At 46.1% G+C, this 17,051-nt stretch carries 18 protein-coding genes; 1 reads left to right on the top strand and 17 read right to left on the bottom strand.

Annotation, left to right across the window (positions count from 1 at the left end):
* Positions 1 to 106 precede the first annotated feature (106 nt).
* The 6 genes from AAA939_RS03740 to AAA939_RS03715 form a co-directional block, all read right to left on the bottom strand.
* A complete protein-coding gene (locus AAA939_RS03740) occupies positions 107 to 1,771 on the bottom strand; it encodes a HAMP domain-containing sensor histidine kinase (protein WP_338209079.1) in 1,665 nt (554 codons plus the stop codon).
* Positions 1,771 to 2,457: a response regulator transcription factor gene (locus AAA939_RS03735; protein WP_003638551.1), complete on the bottom strand. Its 687-nt coding sequence runs from the start codon at positions 2,455 to 2,457 to the stop codon at positions 1,771 to 1,773. The genes AAA939_RS03740 and AAA939_RS03735 overlap by 1 nt, the downstream gene beginning before the upstream one ends.
* Positions 2,458 to 2,656: 199 nt before the next feature.
* Positions 2,657 to 4,000, bottom strand: coding sequence for a replication-associated recombination protein A (locus AAA939_RS03730; protein WP_338209071.1), 1,344 nt, complete (start codon positions 3,998 to 4,000; stop codon positions 2,657 to 2,659).
* Positions 4,001 to 4,489: 489 nt separating this feature from the next.
* Positions 4,490 to 5,926 (bottom strand): NADP-dependent phosphogluconate dehydrogenase, encoded by a 1,437-nt coding sequence (gene gndA, locus AAA939_RS03725; protein ID WP_338209069.1) that lies wholly within the window; start codon positions 5,924 to 5,926, stop codon positions 4,490 to 4,492.
* A 214-nt stretch (positions 5,927 to 6,140) separates the two neighbouring features.
* Positions 6,141 to 7,046 (bottom strand): hypothetical protein, encoded by a 906-nt coding sequence (locus AAA939_RS03720; RefSeq protein ID WP_338209067.1) that lies wholly within the window; start codon positions 7,044 to 7,046, stop codon positions 6,141 to 6,143.
* Between the two features lie 114 nt (positions 7,047 to 7,160).
* On the bottom strand, positions 7,161 to 8,327 hold the full coding sequence (locus AAA939_RS03715; RefSeq protein ID WP_338230490.1) for an MFS transporter: 1,167 nt from the start codon (positions 8,325 to 8,327) through the stop codon (positions 7,161 to 7,163).
* Between the two features lie 172 nt (positions 8,328 to 8,499).
* Here AAA939_RS03715 and AAA939_RS03710 point away from each other — a divergent pair, with 172 nt between their 5' ends.
* On the top strand, positions 8,500 to 8,847 hold the full coding sequence (locus tag AAA939_RS03710) for a winged helix-turn-helix transcriptional regulator (protein WP_338209063.1): 348 nt from the start codon (positions 8,500 to 8,502) through the stop codon (positions 8,845 to 8,847).
* Between the two features lie 102 nt (positions 8,848 to 8,949).
* On the opposite strand, the gene AAA939_RS03705 is transcribed toward AAA939_RS03710, so the two are convergent.
* From AAA939_RS03705 to AAA939_RS03655, 11 genes are all read right to left on the bottom strand, one after another.
* Positions 8,950 to 9,891, bottom strand: a complete 942-nt coding sequence (locus AAA939_RS03705; RefSeq protein WP_338209061.1) for a hypothetical protein — start codon at positions 9,889 to 9,891, stop codon at positions 8,950 to 8,952.
* Positions 9,892 to 10,396: 505 nt separating this feature from the next.
* Positions 10,397 to 10,576, bottom strand: a complete 180-nt coding sequence (gene rpmF, locus AAA939_RS03700; RefSeq protein ID WP_338209059.1) for a 50S ribosomal protein L32 — start codon at positions 10,574 to 10,576, stop codon at positions 10,397 to 10,399.
* Positions 10,577 to 10,635: 59 nt separating this feature from the next.
* A complete protein-coding gene (locus AAA939_RS03695) occupies positions 10,636 to 11,190 on the bottom strand; it encodes a YceD family protein (RefSeq protein ID WP_338209057.1) in 555 nt (184 codons plus the stop codon).
* A 124-nt stretch (positions 11,191 to 11,314) separates the two neighbouring features.
* Positions 11,315 to 12,463: a nucleotidyltransferase gene (locus tag AAA939_RS03690; protein ID WP_338209055.1), complete on the bottom strand. Its 1,149-nt coding sequence runs from the start codon at positions 12,461 to 12,463 to the stop codon at positions 11,315 to 11,317.
* 18 nt (positions 12,464 to 12,481) lie between these two features.
* Positions 12,482 to 13,216: a class I SAM-dependent DNA methyltransferase gene (locus AAA939_RS03685; protein WP_338209054.1), complete on the bottom strand. Its 735-nt coding sequence runs from the start codon at positions 13,214 to 13,216 to the stop codon at positions 12,482 to 12,484.
* Positions 13,217 to 13,573 carry a ribosome silencing factor gene (rsfS, locus tag AAA939_RS03680; RefSeq protein WP_057706144.1) on the bottom strand — a complete coding sequence of 119 codons (357 nt, stop codon included), beginning with the start codon at positions 13,571 to 13,573 and terminating at the stop codon, positions 13,217 to 13,219.
* Between the two features lie 19 nt (positions 13,574 to 13,592).
* Entirely contained in the window at positions 13,593 to 14,210 is a 618-nt protein-coding gene (gene yqeK / locus AAA939_RS03675; RefSeq protein WP_338209052.1) for a bis(5'-nucleosyl)-tetraphosphatase (symmetrical) YqeK, read from the bottom strand.
* Entirely contained in the window at positions 14,194 to 14,829 is a 636-nt protein-coding gene (locus AAA939_RS03670; protein WP_338209050.1) for a nicotinate-nucleotide adenylyltransferase, read from the bottom strand. Before AAA939_RS03670 ends, yqeK begins: the two co-directional genes overlap by 17 nt.
* Positions 14,830 to 14,842: 13 nt before the next feature.
* Positions 14,843 to 15,157: a ribosome assembly RNA-binding protein YhbY gene (yhbY, locus tag AAA939_RS03665; RefSeq protein WP_338230488.1), complete on the bottom strand. Its 315-nt coding sequence runs from the start codon at positions 15,155 to 15,157 to the stop codon at positions 14,843 to 14,845.
* A 15-nt stretch (positions 15,158 to 15,172) separates the two neighbouring features.
* Positions 15,173 to 16,309, bottom strand: coding sequence for a ribosome biogenesis GTPase YqeH (gene yqeH, locus AAA939_RS03660; protein WP_338209047.1), 1,137 nt, complete (start codon positions 16,307 to 16,309; stop codon positions 15,173 to 15,175).
* On the bottom strand, positions 16,309 to 16,836 hold the full coding sequence (locus AAA939_RS03655) for a YqeG family HAD IIIA-type phosphatase (RefSeq protein WP_338209045.1): 528 nt from the start codon (positions 16,834 to 16,836) through the stop codon (positions 16,309 to 16,311). The genes yqeH and AAA939_RS03655 overlap by 1 nt, the downstream gene beginning before the upstream one ends.
* Positions 16,837 to 17,051: the final 215 nt, after the last annotated feature.

Here is a 17,051-nt window from a genome sequence, read left to right as displayed (position 1 = left end):
AACATACATAATTAATTTAATAACATTGAACTTGTGTTCATGATAAAAAAAGCTGCCGGAAAATTCTCAATCAATAAGAATTTCCGACAGCTTTTCGCTGAAATGTTTATTTAGATGACTTCGTATCCCCATCATCGTGTTCATGATCATCTAACGGGGGCTCATCTTTACTGTAAATCGCCGGCTTGATTCCCACCGGTAACTCGGTTTTAGCAATTTTTTCAACTTTATCCGTTTCAGCTTGGGCTTCTGCTAAGAGTTCAGGGTCACGCAAAATCGGTAAGTGGAAGCGGAAGATCGACCCTTGGCCAACGACCGATTCCACACTGATTTTACCGTGGTACCCTTCAACTAACCGTTGGGCGATCGACAACCCTAGTCCGTTACCACCCTTATCGCGGCTACGCGCCTTATCGACCCGGTAGAAACGGTTGAAAACGCGGTCCAGATTATCTTTGGAGATTCCTTCACCAAAGTCTTGTACCGCGACTTCGATGTAGCGAATGTCCGTCGAAAGGGACAAATGGATCTCCTTGCGTTTCGTCGAATACTTAACGGCGTTATCCAGTAAGATAATTAGTAGCTGTTCCAAGTGGTTGCGATAAATCTGCGCATAAACGGGCTTCTTAACGTCGTCATCAAACGTAAACCGGAAGTCTGGGTGAATCATCTTAAAGTCGTTAAACGCTTGAGTGACGAGTTTTTGCACGTCAGTCGTCTCGTGGCTAAAGTTGATTTCCAACTGTTCAGCCCGGGACAGGTCCAACATTTCTTGAACTAAGCTCTGCATCCGCTTAGTTTCAGACAAACTCGCTGCCAGCGATTCGGACAAGACTTGCGGATCATCCTTACCCCACCGGTTCAATAATTCCATGTGACCTTGAATAATGGCGACCGGCGTCCGCAGTTCGTGGGAAACATCTTCCACGAATTGCTGCTGCTGCGTGATATAGCGTTGCATTTGGTCCAACATGTCGTTGAACAAAACGGCTAAATCAGACAGTTCGTCATTCCGACGCAAATCAGGCACACGTGAATCCGTTTGGGGATCGGCGTTGACGGCGTTAATGGTCTCTTTGATTTGACGCATTGGCCGCAGTAAGAAGGCCGCCAAGAAGTAACCCAGTAGCGTTGCGCCAAAGATGGCAATCATCGTCATGACAACAAAAATCCAGACTAAGTTATACGTCGTATTGTGATAATCGGACAAACTATCCGTTACTTGCGCATAACCAATCAGTTTATGCGTGGCCGTTGCGCGAATCGGTGCCCGCCCCACTAACTGAGCCGCGTGCCCACGTCCGACCATGCTGACTTGACGCTTCGTACTTTTCTGAAATTCGTGGGAATCTTTGCGTGAAATGTATAGCGTCGTCCCGTGCGGATCATAGACCGTGACGGCAAGGTTGGTCCGTGATAGGGCCGTTAACTCTGAATCCGAAAAGATTTTTCCTTGAATGGCGCCCCGTTTCCGCTCATACATTCCTGAAGCTGGCTCAACACTGGCTTCTGGTTGTAACTTAGCGGCAACCGAGTGAATGGTCAGGCCCTTGGGCTCCGTCCGTAGAGACTGTTGTACCGTCGTGATGGCACTAACAACGTCACGTTGTTCCTGGCGCAATAAGAGGTTCGTGAAACTCTTATAGACCAGCATTGAAAAACAAATAAAAATGAGCGCGGTCCCAATTGCGGTCCCGAGCGCCCATTTCCATTTTAACGACCAACGTTTTCGTTGCTTCGGCATCACTTGATCCTCAGCTTGGTCAGTCATTAGGAACGGATCACGTATCCTGTCCCACGAACTGTTTGAATATAACTCTTTTCACCTGGCCGGTCGATCTTGTTCCGTAAGTAACGAATGTAGACGTCCACCACGTTAGTTTCGACTTCTGATTCGTAGCCCCAAACCTTATTCAATAAAACGTCACGTGCTAAGACGACGTTGATGTTTTCCATTAACGTTAATAATAATTCGTATTCACGCTTCGTTAAATTAATGACTTCGTCACCACGCTTAACGACTAAATTTTCCTTTTCAATCGTCAAGTCTTTGTAAGTGACCGTCGTTTGTTTCGTACTTTGTTGTTCGCTTTCCAAATCGATGCGCCGTAAAAGTGCCCGTAAGCGCGCCAACAATTCTTCAATCGCAAATGGTTTAACGATGTAGTCATCGGCACCGTGGTCTAAACCGGAAACCCGGTCAATCACGGAATCTCTGGCCGTCATCATGATGATTGGGGTATTCTTAACTTCGCGAACACGCCGGCAAACTTCCAACCCATTTAATTCTGGTAACATCAAGTCTAGTAAGATGGCATCAAAATCTTCAGCTAAGGCGGCGTCTAACCCCTTACGACCGTTATATTCAACTTGAATATCGTAGCCTTCGTGCTTTAATTCAAGCTCAACAAACCGCGCGAGATTTTTTTCATCTTCAATAATTAATATCCGACTCATTTACTTTTAGTCACTCCTAATATTCAACTTATCTAAGAACCTTGCATAACTGCACTTTTAGCGCAGTTACTGGCATTCACATTATACAACATGTTATTTTAACATGAATAAGCTAAATTTCATACACTAGAAATTTAGGCAGTTCCTAATATAAATCTAATTTTACAAGGAAAAGCTTAAAATTCAATTCATTTGGTCTTTACGATTTCTCATCATCTGAACTCGGATGATGCGTATGCCACTGCTTAATGGCTGCCAATCTTTGGTGCCAAGCCTTTTCCTGTCCCTGATCAGTCGGTTCATAATACGTGTGACCACTCAGCGTTTCCGGCATGGTTTGCATATCCGTTAATTTATCATCGGTATCATGCGCATATTGATAATGCGCCCCGTAACCTAAATTCTTCATCAACTTTGTCGGTGCATTCCGAATTTGCAGTGGTACCGGCAAGTTCCCGGTCGCTTTGATATCCGCATTCGCCTTAGACTGCGCAACGTATAACGCGTTGGACTTTGGCGCTAACGCTAAGTAGGTCACTGCCTCCGTCAAGTTAACGTTACATTCCGGCATCCCAATCAACTGGCAGGCTTGGTACGCAGCCACCGTTAACGGCAACGCTTGGCGATCGGCTAACCCCACGTCTTCACTAGCAAAGCGAATCAACCGCCGTGCGATGTAGAGGGGATCTTCGCCCCCGTTCAACATGCGCATCAGCCAATAAATGGCCGCGTCGACGTCACTGTTACGCATCGATTTGTGTAACGCCGAAATGATGTTATAGTGTTCCTCACCATTTTTATCGTAACGTAACGATTTGGTATTAATCAGCTGGGATAGTCCCGCGGCCGTGATGGTAACTTGCTGCCCATCACGTTCCCCATTTAAAACGGCCATTTCTAACGTATTTAGCGCCATCCGGCCATCTCCGTTAGCAAATTCTGCAATCAGGGGCAACGTATCGGGCTGCATGTTTATTTTTAAATTAGGAAAACCGTTGGGATTGTCGAGGGCGGCCTGCAGGATCTGCATTAACGCATCCGTCGACAACTCTTTTAGGACTAAGACTTTACACCGCGACAGTAACGCAGCGTTGATTTCAAACGATGGGTTTTCAGTTGTCGCCCCAATCAGGGTAATACTGCCACGTTCGACATACGGTAAAAAGGCGTCTTGCTGTGCCTTATTGAACCGATGGATTTCGTCAATAAAAACAATGGTCTTCTCACCAAAATCCCGGTTGGCTTCCGCTTCATCCATAATTTTTCGAATCTCTTTAATCCCACTTGAGACCGCACTAAACGTAATAAAATGTGACTCCGTTTGTTGCGCAATAATTTCCGCTAACGTTGTCTTACCGACCCCCGGGGGACCCCAGAAAATCAAGGATGGTAACTGGTCTTCAGCAATCAGTTGCCGTAACAACTTGCCCGGCCCTAAGAGGTGATCTTGCCCCTTAAAACCGTCTAAATTAGTGGGTCGCACCCGGTAGGCCAGTGGGCTACTGGCGGCGTGTTCCGGATTAAAAAGTGACTCTTGTCGCATACTACACCCCCGCTCTATTGATCATCATACTTTCATTTTATCACGAACGTACGTTCTAAACAAAGCTAATGACTACAGATTAAAAATAATATCAACACCATAATGGCTATATTAGCTACTCCGTCGGGCAGAATTGAGTTCTATGGTGGACGAGACCCCGATGCAAAACCGATACAGCATTCCACCCCCTTTTAATTCCACTAAAACAAATGTATTATTGCTATTTTAGTCGGATAATCGGAGGCCGTCGTTGATAGCATCGGTCGTGCAGGTGGCTTTTGACCGGTGTTTTCCCGGTCTTAGGCCACGGACGGTCCGGGACAATTGCGCTTTTTGCAAGTGTTCCGGGCGAGGGGCAAGACGTTTCTCAGGCTTAACCCGGTCCCACGACCGCATGTTATCAGCGACAGCCGGACTGGGTTCAATTTTATTAGACTAACGACCAAAAAAAAGCCCCCGCAAATGCGGAGACTTTTCATTATTAACGATTTATTGTTCTTTGTACCAAGTGTAGTGGTATGCCCCGTCGCGGTCAGTCCGTTCGTAGGTATGTGCACCAAAGTAGTCCCGTTGTGCTTGTAACAAGTTAGCAGGTAAAACTTCTGCCCGGTATGAATCGTAGTACGAGATGGCAGCACTGAATGAAGGCATTGGTACGCCGGCTTGGATAGCCAAGCTTAAGACGTCACGAGTTGATTGTTGGTACTTAGCTGCGATATCAGCAAAGTAGTCGTCCATCAACAAGTTGTTTAAATCTGGCTTCTTATCAAAAGCATCAGTGATGTTTTGTAAGAATTGGGCCCGGATAATGCATCCGGCACGCCAGATCTGAGCTAATTCACCGAACTTCAAATCCCAGTCGTAGTGCTTAGAAGCAAAACGAAGTTGTTCGAAGCCTTGCGCGTAGCTCATGATCTTACTGAAGTAGAGGGCTTGGCGAATCTTTTCAACCAATTCTTCTTTGGCTGGTAACTTAAGGTCACCCTTTGGTCCAGCTAATTTCTTAGAAGCAGCAACCCGTTCTACCTTCATCATGGAGATGTAACGAGCGTAAACGGCTTCAGTAATCACTGATTGTGGGACTTGAACGTTCAACGCGTCTTCGGAACTCCACTTACCAGTCCCCTTGTTGTTCCCACGGTCTAAGATCATGTCAACGATTGGCTTAGTCTTGTCGTCGCCGATGTCATCTTTCCGCGATAGAATATCAGCGGTGATTTCAACGAGGTAACTGCTTAATTCACCCTTGTTCCAGTCAGCAAAGACTTCGGACATTTCGTCAACGGATAAACCAGCCACGTTACGCATCATGTTGTAGCTTTCGTCGATTAACTCTTCGTCACCGTATTCGATCCCATTATGAACCATCTTAACGTAGTGACCAGCACCGTTAGGGCCAATGTAAGTAACACATGGTTCGCCATCTTGAGGCGCCTTAGCCGCAATCTTCTTCAAGATTGGTTCAACTAAGTCGTAAGCTTCCTTTTGGCCACCTGGCATCAATGAAGGGCCTTGTAAGGCACCTAATTCACCACCGGAAACACCCATCCCGATGAAGTTGATTCCTGATTTGTCCAAACGGGCATTCCGGGCCATCGTGTCGTTAAAGTTGGTGTTCCCACCATCAATTAAGACGTCACCCTTGTCTAACAATGGTAATAATTCATCAATCACCATGTCAGTTGGTTTGCCGGCTTTGACCATCATGATGATGCGCCGTGGCGTTTCAAGTGAAGCGACAAAGTCTTCAATCTTGTAGCTTGGAACCAATTGCTTTTCAGCGTGGTCCTGCATGACCTTTTCAGTTTTTGATCCGGTCCGGTTGAAGATTGCGACTTTGTAGCCGCGACTTTCAATATTTAGCGCCAGGTTTTTGCCCATGACGGCCATCCCAATGACACCAATTTGTGGTTTTTCGTTACTCATTAGTTAATAACCTCCCAAATTTTATTACGCAACTATCGTACCAAAAAAAAGCGGTTTATTAAAGCAAATTGCTGTGAATTATAAAATTAATTTCATTTTTTACATTTTCTAAAGAAAGTAATTTTCATTTTACAGGAATTGTCACCTAATTTGGTGGACTCAAAAACCGGTGTCCCAGAAGTTTTATCCCTCTGAAATACCGGCTAAATCAGCTTTATTTAACGGCTTTGACCGCAACGTACTTCTTAGCTGATAAGGCGTGATACGTGTAAGTCGTCTTACCATTTTTTTGTTTACTGTTCTTGGTCCGGTAAGCCGCAGCGACTGAAACGTGCTTAGCTGCAGAACGCTTGTTGAGCGTCTTCTTAAACGTTTGGTTCTTCGTCAACTTAGCGTGGCTCTTACCCTTATAATCCGTAATGATGACGTATTTAGCCGCATGTTTTGCGGTATTCTTAGTCGTGGCAACTTTACCATTGACCTTCAACGTCTTGCCAGTCTTAGTTGCACTTAGCTGGCTCACTTGGTAACCATACTTCACTTTAGTATAAGTCGGAATCGTGACGTTATTAACGGCGTATTGGGCCTTTTTAGCGTTCATCCCTAAGCGAACCCGCTTCATGTCAGCTTTATAACCGTTGATTTTAGGCGTCTTGATCGTAAACGTCGTACCTGGAATGGCTTTGACCTTCAACGTCTTGGCATACAACCCATTTTTATAAATTAAAACGTGGGCCGTCCGTTTAACGGCTTTGCTCGACTTTTGACTTTTCACAACGCGATAATAATGCAAATCAAAGTAGCTCGGTTGTGCGACGGGTTCAATCGTCGCCTTGCCATTTTTCATGACCGCTTTAAAAGAATACGTGCCGTTATTGGCAACGTAACCCTTAACGGCTGGAACTTTGGCATCAACGGACGCGCCGTTCACCGTCGCCGTCACGTTTTTAAAGACCACGTAGCTCTTTGATAAGCCCTTCAGTGTCGTCACTTTGACGTTTTGGGTCACCGTTTGTGAAGTAGCTGCTTGCGCCTTCACGCTAGTCCCCATCAAGCCTGCAGCGCCTGCAAGCGTAACGCCAGCCAATAGACTCGTGACTAATTGTGTCATTTTTTTCATCGTTTATCCGACCTTCCCCTTGGTCAATTTCACCAATTTTTACATAACACCCCTATTATAGTGAGTCATCAACCGATTGTATATAAAAACATTAATATCTTAATGTTTCGCGGACTAATCATTCAAGTAACGCTTACCACGACCCATTATAGCAACGGCTAACCCTAGCGCAACCATTGCCGAAATACCAATACCGGTGAAACCACTAACCAAGTAGATTCGCCCCCCAATTAGTGAGCTGAGCGTTAATCCTAAGTATAGTAAGGCACTGTTGCACGCCATAATGGTGGTCCGTCCCTGTGGTGAGAGACTAACGATAAAAGTATTTAACGCCGTCACTCCTAATCCCTGAACAATGGCCAACGCGCCAAGCCCCACTATGACTACTAACAACTGGTGTTGCCCAATAGTGAGCCCTAAGATAATCAGAACGGATAGACCACCATTAATTACGACCGTTCGCCGCTGTCCCAAATGAGTCATCACTCGGCCACTAACAAAGCTTGCTAAAAAGTTACAAAAACCATACACCGTAAAAACGATCCCACCTTGTGCGGTATTTAACTGAAACGACGCGTTCAAAAACGTCCCTAAAAACGTGTAAAGCAGATAAAAACCAAACATCCACGTCAGGGTCACACTTAACGCGCGCCAAACCTTAACCGATCGACCTAGTTGCCGGTAACTCGCAAAATAGTGTCGTTTGACAATTATCGGGGCTGAACGTGGAATAACCAAAATTAAGATACCACCAACCACTAACGTGAGACCCGTTGACACCCCAAAGACTAACCGCCAATTAGCCAGTTGTGCCAACCCAGCGCCTAGCGGGACGCCAATGGCAATTGAAAGTGACAAGGCCGCCATCGTCATTCCCATCACGGCATTCAACTGTAGGCCTTTGAACGTATCACCAATCAAGGCCCACACATTCGGGAGGGTCATCGCCGCACCGAATCCGGCCACCGCACGCCCCACTTCAAACCAGCCATTGGTTGGCGCCAAAGCGCAACTTAAACTCCCAAAGGAAAAAATGCTGATACCTAATAACAATAGCTTTTGCTTGGAAAATTGATCACCAAGCGGCCCAATCAATGGTGCGCCCACTGCATAGCAGACAGCATAACTGGTGACCGCTAACGCCGCCTGGGACACTGAAATATGAAAGCTCCGTTCAATTGCTGGTAATAACGGCGAAATAATAAAAGAATCGGCTCCAATCATAAAAACAATTAAGAATAGTCCACCCACTAAATAGCGGTTTTTCAACGTAAGGTTCATCGACGCCACTCCCTTTAACGCTATTGTTACGAGATTGGCCGCCAAACACAATACGGGAATTTTTTGTAACCTCGTGTGGTAACTGAATAAACATGACGCACAGTTGCCCCGTCAAGACCTTGCCGCAGTATAATTCAATGTAAATTAACTTTATACATGGAGGGCTTTAGGAATGACGGCTTTTGAAATGCAAACGCGGCACGGTGAAGTTTGTCCGTTAGACACAACGTTGAAAATTCTAGCTGGAAAATGGAAATCCATCATTTTATGCCGATTAAAGGCCGGTGAATTGCGGTTTACTGAGTTATTAAACACCTTGCCTGGTTGTACCCGCCGAATGTTAGCACTACAGTTACAAGAGTTAAGCCAAGATCAAATCATCATCAAGACGGTCGATCTAACTGCTAGCCCAATCAAGACAAGCTATCGATTGACAGCTTTGGGCACCAGCCTCATTCCAATCATTCAGGCCATGGACGCATGGGGGGCTACTTATATTAAAACCTTGAGTTCGAATTAAGCGACGATCCTTTTGAACAGCAGCAGTCCTCCGTAGCAATAACCAAAATAAATCCGTTGCCAATGTGAAACCACATTGAACAACGGATTTTAATTTAGCTGATTATTTAGTTGCTTTGACCGTTACTTTTTTAGGAACGGAAAGCATGTGATACGTGTATGATTTACTGTTATGTTTCTTAGTGCGGTAAGCAGCCATAACAGTCACTTTCTTAGCAGCAGCCCGTTTCTTGATGGACTTGTTGAAGGCTTTCTTGCTGTTTAATTTGACATGCGTATTGCCCTTGTAGTCGGTAATAACGGCGTAAGTCGCCGCGTGCTTGTTGGCACTCTTCTTATTCTGAATAGCAAAAGTGCCTTTAACTTTTAGTTTGCCAGACTTAGTGGATTTAGTGGCTTTCACTTTAGTGGCTTTATAACCAAAGGAGGAGTTCTTCGTATAATGAATATACTTTGATGGAACCGTGTAATACTTTGATGGCTCTATAAAACCCTTAGGTAAAATTCCTATTTTCATAGTGGTTGCATTAGACGTATATCCGGCAACTTTTGGTACAGAGGTTTTTACTAATGTCCCAACAAGTCCTTTAACCGTATACGGTACTGCTATATCTTTACCACCCTTTGTATAAACGAGCCCCCCATTAGCCGTAACTGCTTTTTTTGATTTTGCATTGGCTTTTTGAGTTTTAGCAGAAAGTTTCTTTACAAAGACATACTGATTAACACCTAAATGAGTTCTTTTGCCTTTTGAGTCCACTCCGACACTTACATATCCACCATCCATAATATCTAAGTACCCCTTATACTTTACAACAGGGGCAGTGATTGTCTTTCCGTATGGTACACGAACAGTTAATGAATGCCAAGCGCCATCCTTCCAGACTTCTTTCTTGATGACAACCTTCTTAGTCTTCGCTTTTGCTTCCGCAGTTACCGGTTGATTGGCATTGCTATAAACTAATCCAGCAGTCAACCCTGTCCCCATCAGAGCAGCCCCTAGCATAAAGCTAGTAATTAACTTCTTGCTTCGTGATTTAACCATTTTCCCGCACATCCTTTTATTTTTTGATGATCAATCCTAAATAAATATAAATATTTTTATAATCATCAAACAAATTATAGCGTCATTAGTTTCAACCCGCAACTACTTTTTAGATTAAGTCCGGTATACTCAAAGCCCGTAAATTAGGCAATGTAATCGCTATCTACGTTTTAACCTACTATGTAGCTGCAGGTGGTCCGCCACGTGAGTTGCCGTGAAGGCGTTGTCAGTCCGACGCATTTGAACTTGTCGGATTGACAACACGGGGCGACTTTGATGATTTGTGGGCTGGGCAAAGCATCAAAGCGAGGACTGAGACCGCTTTTCAGGCTCAGGCCGTACCCCACGGCAAACTCACGTGGCGGACCACCGGAAGCGGCAATCTCCTCATAAATAAATGAAGACACAAAAAAACTCGCCTAAGCGAGTTTTTAAAATCGTTAGATTGTAAAGAAAAGTGTCATGCGCCATGGCCGCACTGACGTTTTTCATCAGCTAATCAAAATTAGTTGTTTACTTTAACGACTTGCTTGCCGTTGTAGAATCCACAACTTGGGCAAACACGGTGAGATAAACGTAATTCACCACAATTTGGGCATGGTGCCAAATTAGGCGTAGCCAATTTAATATGACCACGACGGTTGCGTTTACGCATCTTTGATGTTCTTCTCTTAGGTACAGCCATCAACGAACACCTCCTTAAAATAATTTCACAAATGTGATGTTTTGATAGGTTTAGCTAATTTAATCCTGGGTTTCCTGATCAGGGAACAGGTTTTTCAATTTAGCTAAACGCGGATCAACAGTTTTAAGTTCTGCAGCTTGATCGGCAAGGTCGTCTTCGGTTAAGACTTCCCACCCTTTGCCAGTTGGCATTGGGCCACCGTCTAACTCAGCTTCAGAAAGAATCTGCATGGGGATATGAATTAAAATATTATCCTCCACAGCGACATCAAAATCCAAAATATCATCTTCCGGTAAAATAATTACCGTATCCTGTTCCTCGTCAAACCGACTCAAGTCAGTTCCCTCTGGGACATAATATTCTGTCATTTGAAAGGCCAGCGGAACGTCAACTGGCGTCAGCGACCGGCTCGATGGCAACGTAATCGTTGCGTCGATCGTCGCTGAGATTAAAACGTTATCCTTATCATAACTGACGTAGCCCTTTGCGTGAACGGACTTAACGTCAATAATTTCTGGGTAACGCGTCATCAGGGGATGTTTTAAATCCAACGCTTCATCAAACTGAAGTGGTGCTTCACGGTAGCTTTTCAGCTGTGAAAGTGACCATTTCATTTAAAGACCTCCTAATGCAACGTGATAAATTATACCTGTGTAAAAATTCTTTGTCAATGTTTTTTCCTTGACAGCTAAAAAAGCCCATCAACGTTCACTACTCTACCAAGAAAGTGGCGACAGGTCAACCGAACGACTCATCTAATCGCCATGGTTTGCGATAAAGGTCTTGTGAAGCCCCGTTAATCAGTTGGTAGACCCGCCCAGCCCGGTAATCTAAGCTAAGGGCGTGTAGCCGCAAATCTTTATTAATTTTTGTATATAGTGGTAACGACAATGATTTTTTGACTTGGTGTAAGTAAGCTTGACCGGTAGTGTTAAATCCCAAAACGCGAACGTAGTTTTGGGTCTGCGCTCGCTGGACCTCCGCCTGTGTCAGTTGCAAGAGTGCCGCGGTTGAGACCCGTTGCAAACGGGTGTACGTGTACCGCTTAGACTTGACTTGGTGAATAAAGTCATCGAAATCAGTCGCAGTTTGAGCCATTTCATGCATCCGGTACTCAAGCCCCTCCGCCATTTGGTCATACGATCCGCTTTGCGCGATGCTGGCCGTTAAAAGTTGATATTGTAATAACGGCCAAAAGTCATCCCAGCGTTGCAACCTTTGCGTCCGTAACTGGTGTAAGGTACTTTCCGGCACAACTCCAGCTAGCGCGTCCCACTGCTGGGCAAAGGCCGCCTTGCGAACTGCCGTCCCGCTTGCGAAGTGCGTATCAGTGATCGCCGCTTCCCCGTGATCGGCGTGTTGCCGTTGAATCGGGATCAAGGTCATGGGATGCGCTAGACGCTGATTAGCAACGTAATAACAAAAGCTAAGCATATCATTCGCATGCGTCAGCGTGACCCCAGTGGCTGCTTTTAAGGCTGCGTTGAACTGGGTCGCGTAGGTGGCGTTGTAGTGCTTAAACGCGCCCGTATGCTCGGCTAACGCCGTCGTCAGACGCTCAAAGTCCAATTCCGGGTGCTCAGCACCAAAAACGAGACTATCAACGCCTAAAGCGCCTAAGATTTCGACCCCACCGCGGGCAAAAAGGTGCGCGGGCTGAGTGGCGTAAAAAACGGGAAGTTCAACCACTAGGTCAACCCCCGCTTGGAGTGCCAATTGCGTGCGCGTCCACTTGTCTAAAATAGCCGGCTCACCACGTTGTAACCAATTGCCGCTCATCACCGCAACCGTGCAGTCAGCACCACTCAATTGCTTGGCCTGCTGAAGATGGTAGCGGTGGCCATTATGCAGTGGGTTGTATTCAGTTATTAAACCAACGGCCCGCATTTGGCCACCTCCCCTAATCTACTTCTGGCATTCAAAGAACCAACGCGTCGTTTGGTCATCCGGTGATTGACGACCGAAATCGGCCATTACCCGAACGTGACTAAACCCAGCCGCTGCTAAAGCTTGCTGGTACGCTGGTAGTTCATAAGTACGCTCATGGTGCAATTCACTAACCTCATCAAAGGATTCCTTATGTTCATTATAAATAAAGAAGCTAAGGTCGTGTTCGGCACTGTGCGGTTCTTCACCCGCATAGCTCGTCCACATGAAGGCCCGTTCATCATCCCGATAGTTATACATATAACCCGGATAAACATCATCCGTCTGATGAGGCGTAATGACATCGAATAAGAACTTGCCGTCTTGCGTTAAGTGACTCGCCACCTGGGCAAACGCCTTTTGCACCGTTTTAATATCTGGTAAATAACAAAACGAATCGGCAAAACAGGTTACCGCGTCAAAGGTCCCGATTTCGGATAGGTCGAGCATATCACCTTGTAATAACGGCAACGTGACCTGGGCCTCATCGGCGTGCTCTTGCGCTAACGCCAACATGTTGTCTGATAAGTCCAGTCCGGTGACGTGATAGCCGCCTTGGGCCAATAAGACCCCCAAACGACCGGTCCCACATGCGAGTTCTAATAATTGTCCATTTTGGTCAGGAATTTCACGACGCACAAAATCCAGCCATTGCTGGTACATGGCTGGATCGAAGAGTTCGTCGTAAAGTTCGGCAAACGTTTGATAAATCATTTATGCGTTGACCCACTGTTGGACGTCAACCAATGGCGCATCCGACCATAACTTTTCCAAGTTATAATGTGACCGGGCATCCTTTTGGAAGATGTGCACGATCACGTCGCCCGCATCAACTAAGATCCATTCTCCAGCCGTACGACCTTCGACACTCTTAACGTCTGAACCGGCTTGCCGGACAAAATCGACGATATTATCAGCAATTGCTTGAACCTGCCGCTTGGAATCTGCTGAAACAATCACAAAATAGTCGGCCATTAAGCTGACTTGTGCAACGTCCAATGCGACGATGTCTTCACCGCGCTTATCATCAGCTGCTTCAACGGTTAATTTTAAAAGTTCTTTGCTTTCCATGTAATTCTCCCTTAAATGTTTATTTATTGAATAGTGCGGGAATCTTACCCACCCACGCGTTATAAGTTGCTAACGTTTGTGGGTAGACCGGCGCACCCTTTTGAACGAGGTAGTCTAAAGTGTGTTGAATTTGATAACGCACCCCGGCGGCCAGTGACTTTTCCGTCACCTTGCGCGCTTCGTCGACCCCTGGAAAATCGCGTGCAGGCTCAATAAAATCAGCCATAAACACGATCTGTTCAAGTTTAGTCATCACTGGTGCCCCAACGGTATGCAGGCGCACCGCGTTTAAAATCGCTTCATTGTAAATGTGGAGCTCATCTTTGATCAGCTCAGCACCCACGTAACCGTGCCAAACGCCGTTCCCGTATGAAACTAAGTTCGGGTCCATGCCGCGCGTCTTGATCAGGTCGATGAACGTCGCATCGTCGCGTTGCTTCGCGTAATCATGAAGTAACCCGGCGATCCCAGCTAGCTCGACGTCGACCCCGTTAGCTTTTGCTAACTCCCGGGCCGTCGTTTCAACGCGCAGACAATGCTGATAACGTTTATCCGTTAACTGTGCGGCAACCTTGGCCATCAATTCTTCGTGCGTATACGGCACAAGGTTTTCCTGGTACTTAATCGTTTTGCTCATAAAGATGATGCTCCTCAATATAAGCGGCCACCGCGTCCGGCACAAGGTACCGAACCGTGTGACCGTGGTTAATTTTTTTACGAATCGCCGTCGAACTGACATCGATCAACGGCGCGTCGACCCAGATCACTGGATAACGACTCGTTGTCGGGTAACCAGTCCGCTTGATACCCACAAAAGTGACCAGTTTTAACAAGTCATCAATGTGATACCACGTGTGCAAGTAATCGACCATGTCCCCACCAATAATAAAATAGTATTGGGTATCGGGATGTTGTGCTTTGAGCAACTTCATCGTGTCATACGAGTAGCTCTTGCCACCCCGCTTGATTTCGGCCGTTTCAAGTCGAAATAAGGGATTGTCCGCAATGGCCGCCTGAACCATGTTCACCCGGTCTTGCGCCGCAATCGTCTTCTTTTCGTCGACGTGGGGCGGTTGCGCATCCGGCATAAACCGGACTTCATCCAATCCAAGCTGATCGCCAACTTGTTGGGCCATGATCAAATGCCCTAAATGCGGTGGGTTAAACGTGCCACCTAAAATACCAACGCGTCGGTGCGGTAAATTCGTCACCGTCTCCGTTAGGACCTTCGTCGCTGTTTGATTAACCGTATGCACCCGTTATTCCTCCCTACAACTTCTCGACTTCGACTGAATAGCGCCGATCGTCATCGTGACTCGCTTGTAAGTAGAGGACTAATACCCGACCAATCGTTTGTACGACTGTGATTGGGGTCTTGCTTTCAATGGCGTCCTTTACTTCAGCGGTCGTCACGTCGGCATTTTGTAAAATGTTTACTTTAATCAGTTCACGCTTGTCCAGCGCACCAACTAATTGCGATAACCATTCGTCAGTTAAACCATTTTTACCTACTGCAAAGAGTGGCCGTATGTTATGCGCTTCGCCACGTAAGTAGTGTTTTTGTTTTCCACGTAAGTTTTCCATTAATTAAACGTACTCCTAATTTTTATTGATCATGGCAGAACGTGTCAAGACGTCCACACCCTTCGGTGCCCAGCCCGCAACTCGGGTATCAGCTGGAACAGTAACCCAGCCTAAACCTTCAAATACCACGTCACTAACGGTCGTGGTCTTAAATTCATGCCGTACTAACGGTGGGAAGTCCTTGACGGCATCACCAGTTGGCGGCGTGATTAATTCACCAACGTGCTTTTCATAAAAGTTGTCGGCGTTTTCAGTCCGCGTCCGGTGAAGTGGTAAGTTGTTGTCCACGTAAACGGTCCCAGCTGGTTTGATGGTGTCGATAATGTCTAACCGCGCAACCCCACCTAAGAACAACGTCTGGCCGTTACCAAGTTGGTATCCCTTTGGCCGAATTTCTTTTTGGGGTGAGACTAATTTCAAATCATCACCACTCAAAACGTGCGCCATTTGTTCGGGATGGATAATCCCAGGGGTGTCGACCATCTTGTGCCCATCATCCAACGGAATTTCAATCTTGTCCAACGTCGTTCCTGGGAACCGTGACGTCGTAATAAGGTCTTTCAAGCCCGTGTTGTTGGCAATGATACGGTTGATTAAGGTCGATTTACCGACATTAGTGACCCCAACGACGTAAACGTCGCGGCCCCGCCGATACTTTTCAATTAAAGCTAATAAGTCGTCGATGGCGTGGCCCTTTTTGGCACTCGTCAACGCCACGTCGACCGGCTTAATGCCCTGTGCACGAACTTGTTGGTTCATCCATTCGCGTAGCTTAGTCCGCCGCAACTGCCGTGGTAAGACGTCTTCCTTGTTACCGACTAGCAAGACCGGATTGTCTCCAACGAACCGTTGGAGTCCGGGAATGATGCTACCGTTCAAGTCGAAGATGTCCACGACGTAAACGACTAGTGCGTCGGCTTCACGAATAGTCGCGAGTAACCGACGGAAATCGTCATCGCTTAATGCAACGGGGACGATTTCGTTGTAATGCCGTAACCGGAAGCAGCGTTGGCAATATAAATCACGCGTTTCACTGTCCAATGCTTTCTTTAAAGCACTCGCTGGGGTGTAACCCGCTGCATCAGGATCAGTTGTTTGAATCGCTGCTCCACAGCCGATACAATATAAAGTTTCTTGAGATGTTTCACTCACTATTTAAGTTCCTCCTGAAAATGCATGTCTGGATATAAATGTGCTAACCGTAACTTAATAAAGCGTTCAAAAAAGCGATTGATCCGCGTATTCCAAGCATCGGTCGTCACTAACGGCCGCACTAAAATACTGCTGACGCCGGCTAAATGCGCCGCCCACATGTCAGTAATATACTGGTCACCGACCATCACCACTTCACTACGACGTAGGTTCAAATTATGTCGAGCCTTCGCAATACCTAATGGTAACGGCTTTAATGCCCGCGACACGAATGGTAACTCTAAGGCTGCTAATGCTTTAGCAATCCGGGGCTCCGAGTTATTGGAAACCACAACTAACGGAATTCCCGCGTCTTGCAATGCGTGCATCCACTTTTTCAGCTCCGGGGTACCATCCGGATTGTCCCAAGCAATCAGTGTATTGTCTAAATCGGCAAACACCGCTTTAATCCCCTGCGCACGTAATTGCGCGGGTGTGACATTATAGATTGCTGGTATCATCCAAGTTGGTTTAAATTGCTTAATCATCGTTATCCCCTTCGCTTCTCGCTAAATTATTGGTTCAAGGCGTTACCCTACTAGCCCATTTTATCATACTGAATCCGTAAATACCGATTCAAAAAGCCAGATTAGTCGGATTCTAGCGCCTTAAAAGACGTTTTTAGTCATCATTATATATTAATTTGTTTTTCAAAAATAAGCAACTCTTATCAACGGCTAATTTTCTGAAAGTTGATGTATCA

The sequence above is a fragment of the Lactiplantibacillus paraxiangfangensis genome, assembly GCF_036246185.1.
Classification (GTDB): Bacteria; Bacillota; Bacilli; order Lactobacillales; family Lactobacillaceae; genus Lactiplantibacillus; species Lactiplantibacillus paraxiangfangensis.
The sequence above is the reverse complement of the archived record's forward strand: the minus strand, read 5'-3'. Positions and strand labels throughout refer to the sequence as shown.

Coding starts and splice junctions, on each gene's coding strand:
- yqeK (WP_338209052.1), bottom strand. CDS start 14,210: ATGAGCAAAACGATTAAGTACCAGGAAAACCTTGTGCCGTATACGCAC.
- AAA939_RS03730 (WP_338209071.1), bottom strand. CDS start 4,000: ATGCGACAAGAGTCACTTTTTAATCCGGAACACGCCGCCAGTAGCCCA.
- rsfS (WP_057706144.1), bottom strand. CDS start 13,573: ATGGAAAGCAAAGAACTTTTAAAATTAACCGTTGAAGCAGCTGATGAT.
- gndA (WP_338209069.1), bottom strand. CDS start 5,926: ATGAGTAACGAAAAACCACAAATTGGTGTCATTGGGATGGCCGTCATG.
- AAA939_RS03685 (WP_338209054.1), bottom strand. CDS start 13,216: ATGATTTATCAAACGTTTGCCGAACTTTACGACGAACTCTTCGATCCA.
- AAA939_RS03735 (WP_003638551.1), bottom strand. CDS start 2,457: ATGAGTCGGATATTAATTATTGAAGATGAAAAAAATCTCGCGCGGTTT.
- AAA939_RS03690 (WP_338209055.1), bottom strand. CDS start 12,463: ATGCGGGCCGTTGGTTTAATAACTGAATACAACCCACTGCATAATGGC.
- AAA939_RS03710 (WP_338209063.1), top strand. CDS start 8,500: ATGACGGCTTTTGAAATGCAAACGCGGCACGGTGAAGTTTGTCCGTTA.
- AAA939_RS03740 (WP_338209079.1), bottom strand. CDS start 1,771: ATGACTGACCAAGCTGAGGATCAAGTGATGCCGAAGCAACGAAAACGT.
- AAA939_RS03715 (WP_338230490.1), bottom strand. CDS start 8,327: ATGAACCTTACGTTGAAAAACCGCTATTTAGTGGGTGGACTATTCTTA.
- AAA939_RS03695 (WP_338209057.1), bottom strand. CDS start 11,190: ATGAAATGGTCACTTTCACAGCTGAAAAGCTACCGTGAAGCACCACTT.
- yhbY (WP_338230488.1), bottom strand. CDS start 15,157: ATGGAAAACTTACGTGGAAAACAAAAACACTACTTACGTGGCGAAGCG.
- AAA939_RS03705 (WP_338209061.1), bottom strand. CDS start 9,891: ATGGTTAAATCACGAAGCAAGAAGTTAATTACTAGCTTTATGCTAGGG.
- rpmF (WP_338209059.1), bottom strand. CDS start 10,576: ATGGCTGTACCTAAGAGAAGAACATCAAAGATGCGTAAACGCAACCGT.
- AAA939_RS03655 (WP_338209045.1), bottom strand. CDS start 16,836: ATGATTAAGCAATTTAAACCAACTTGGATGATACCAGCAATCTATAAT.
- AAA939_RS03720 (WP_338209067.1), bottom strand. CDS start 7,046: ATGAAAAAAATGACACAATTAGTCACGAGTCTATTGGCTGGCGTTACG.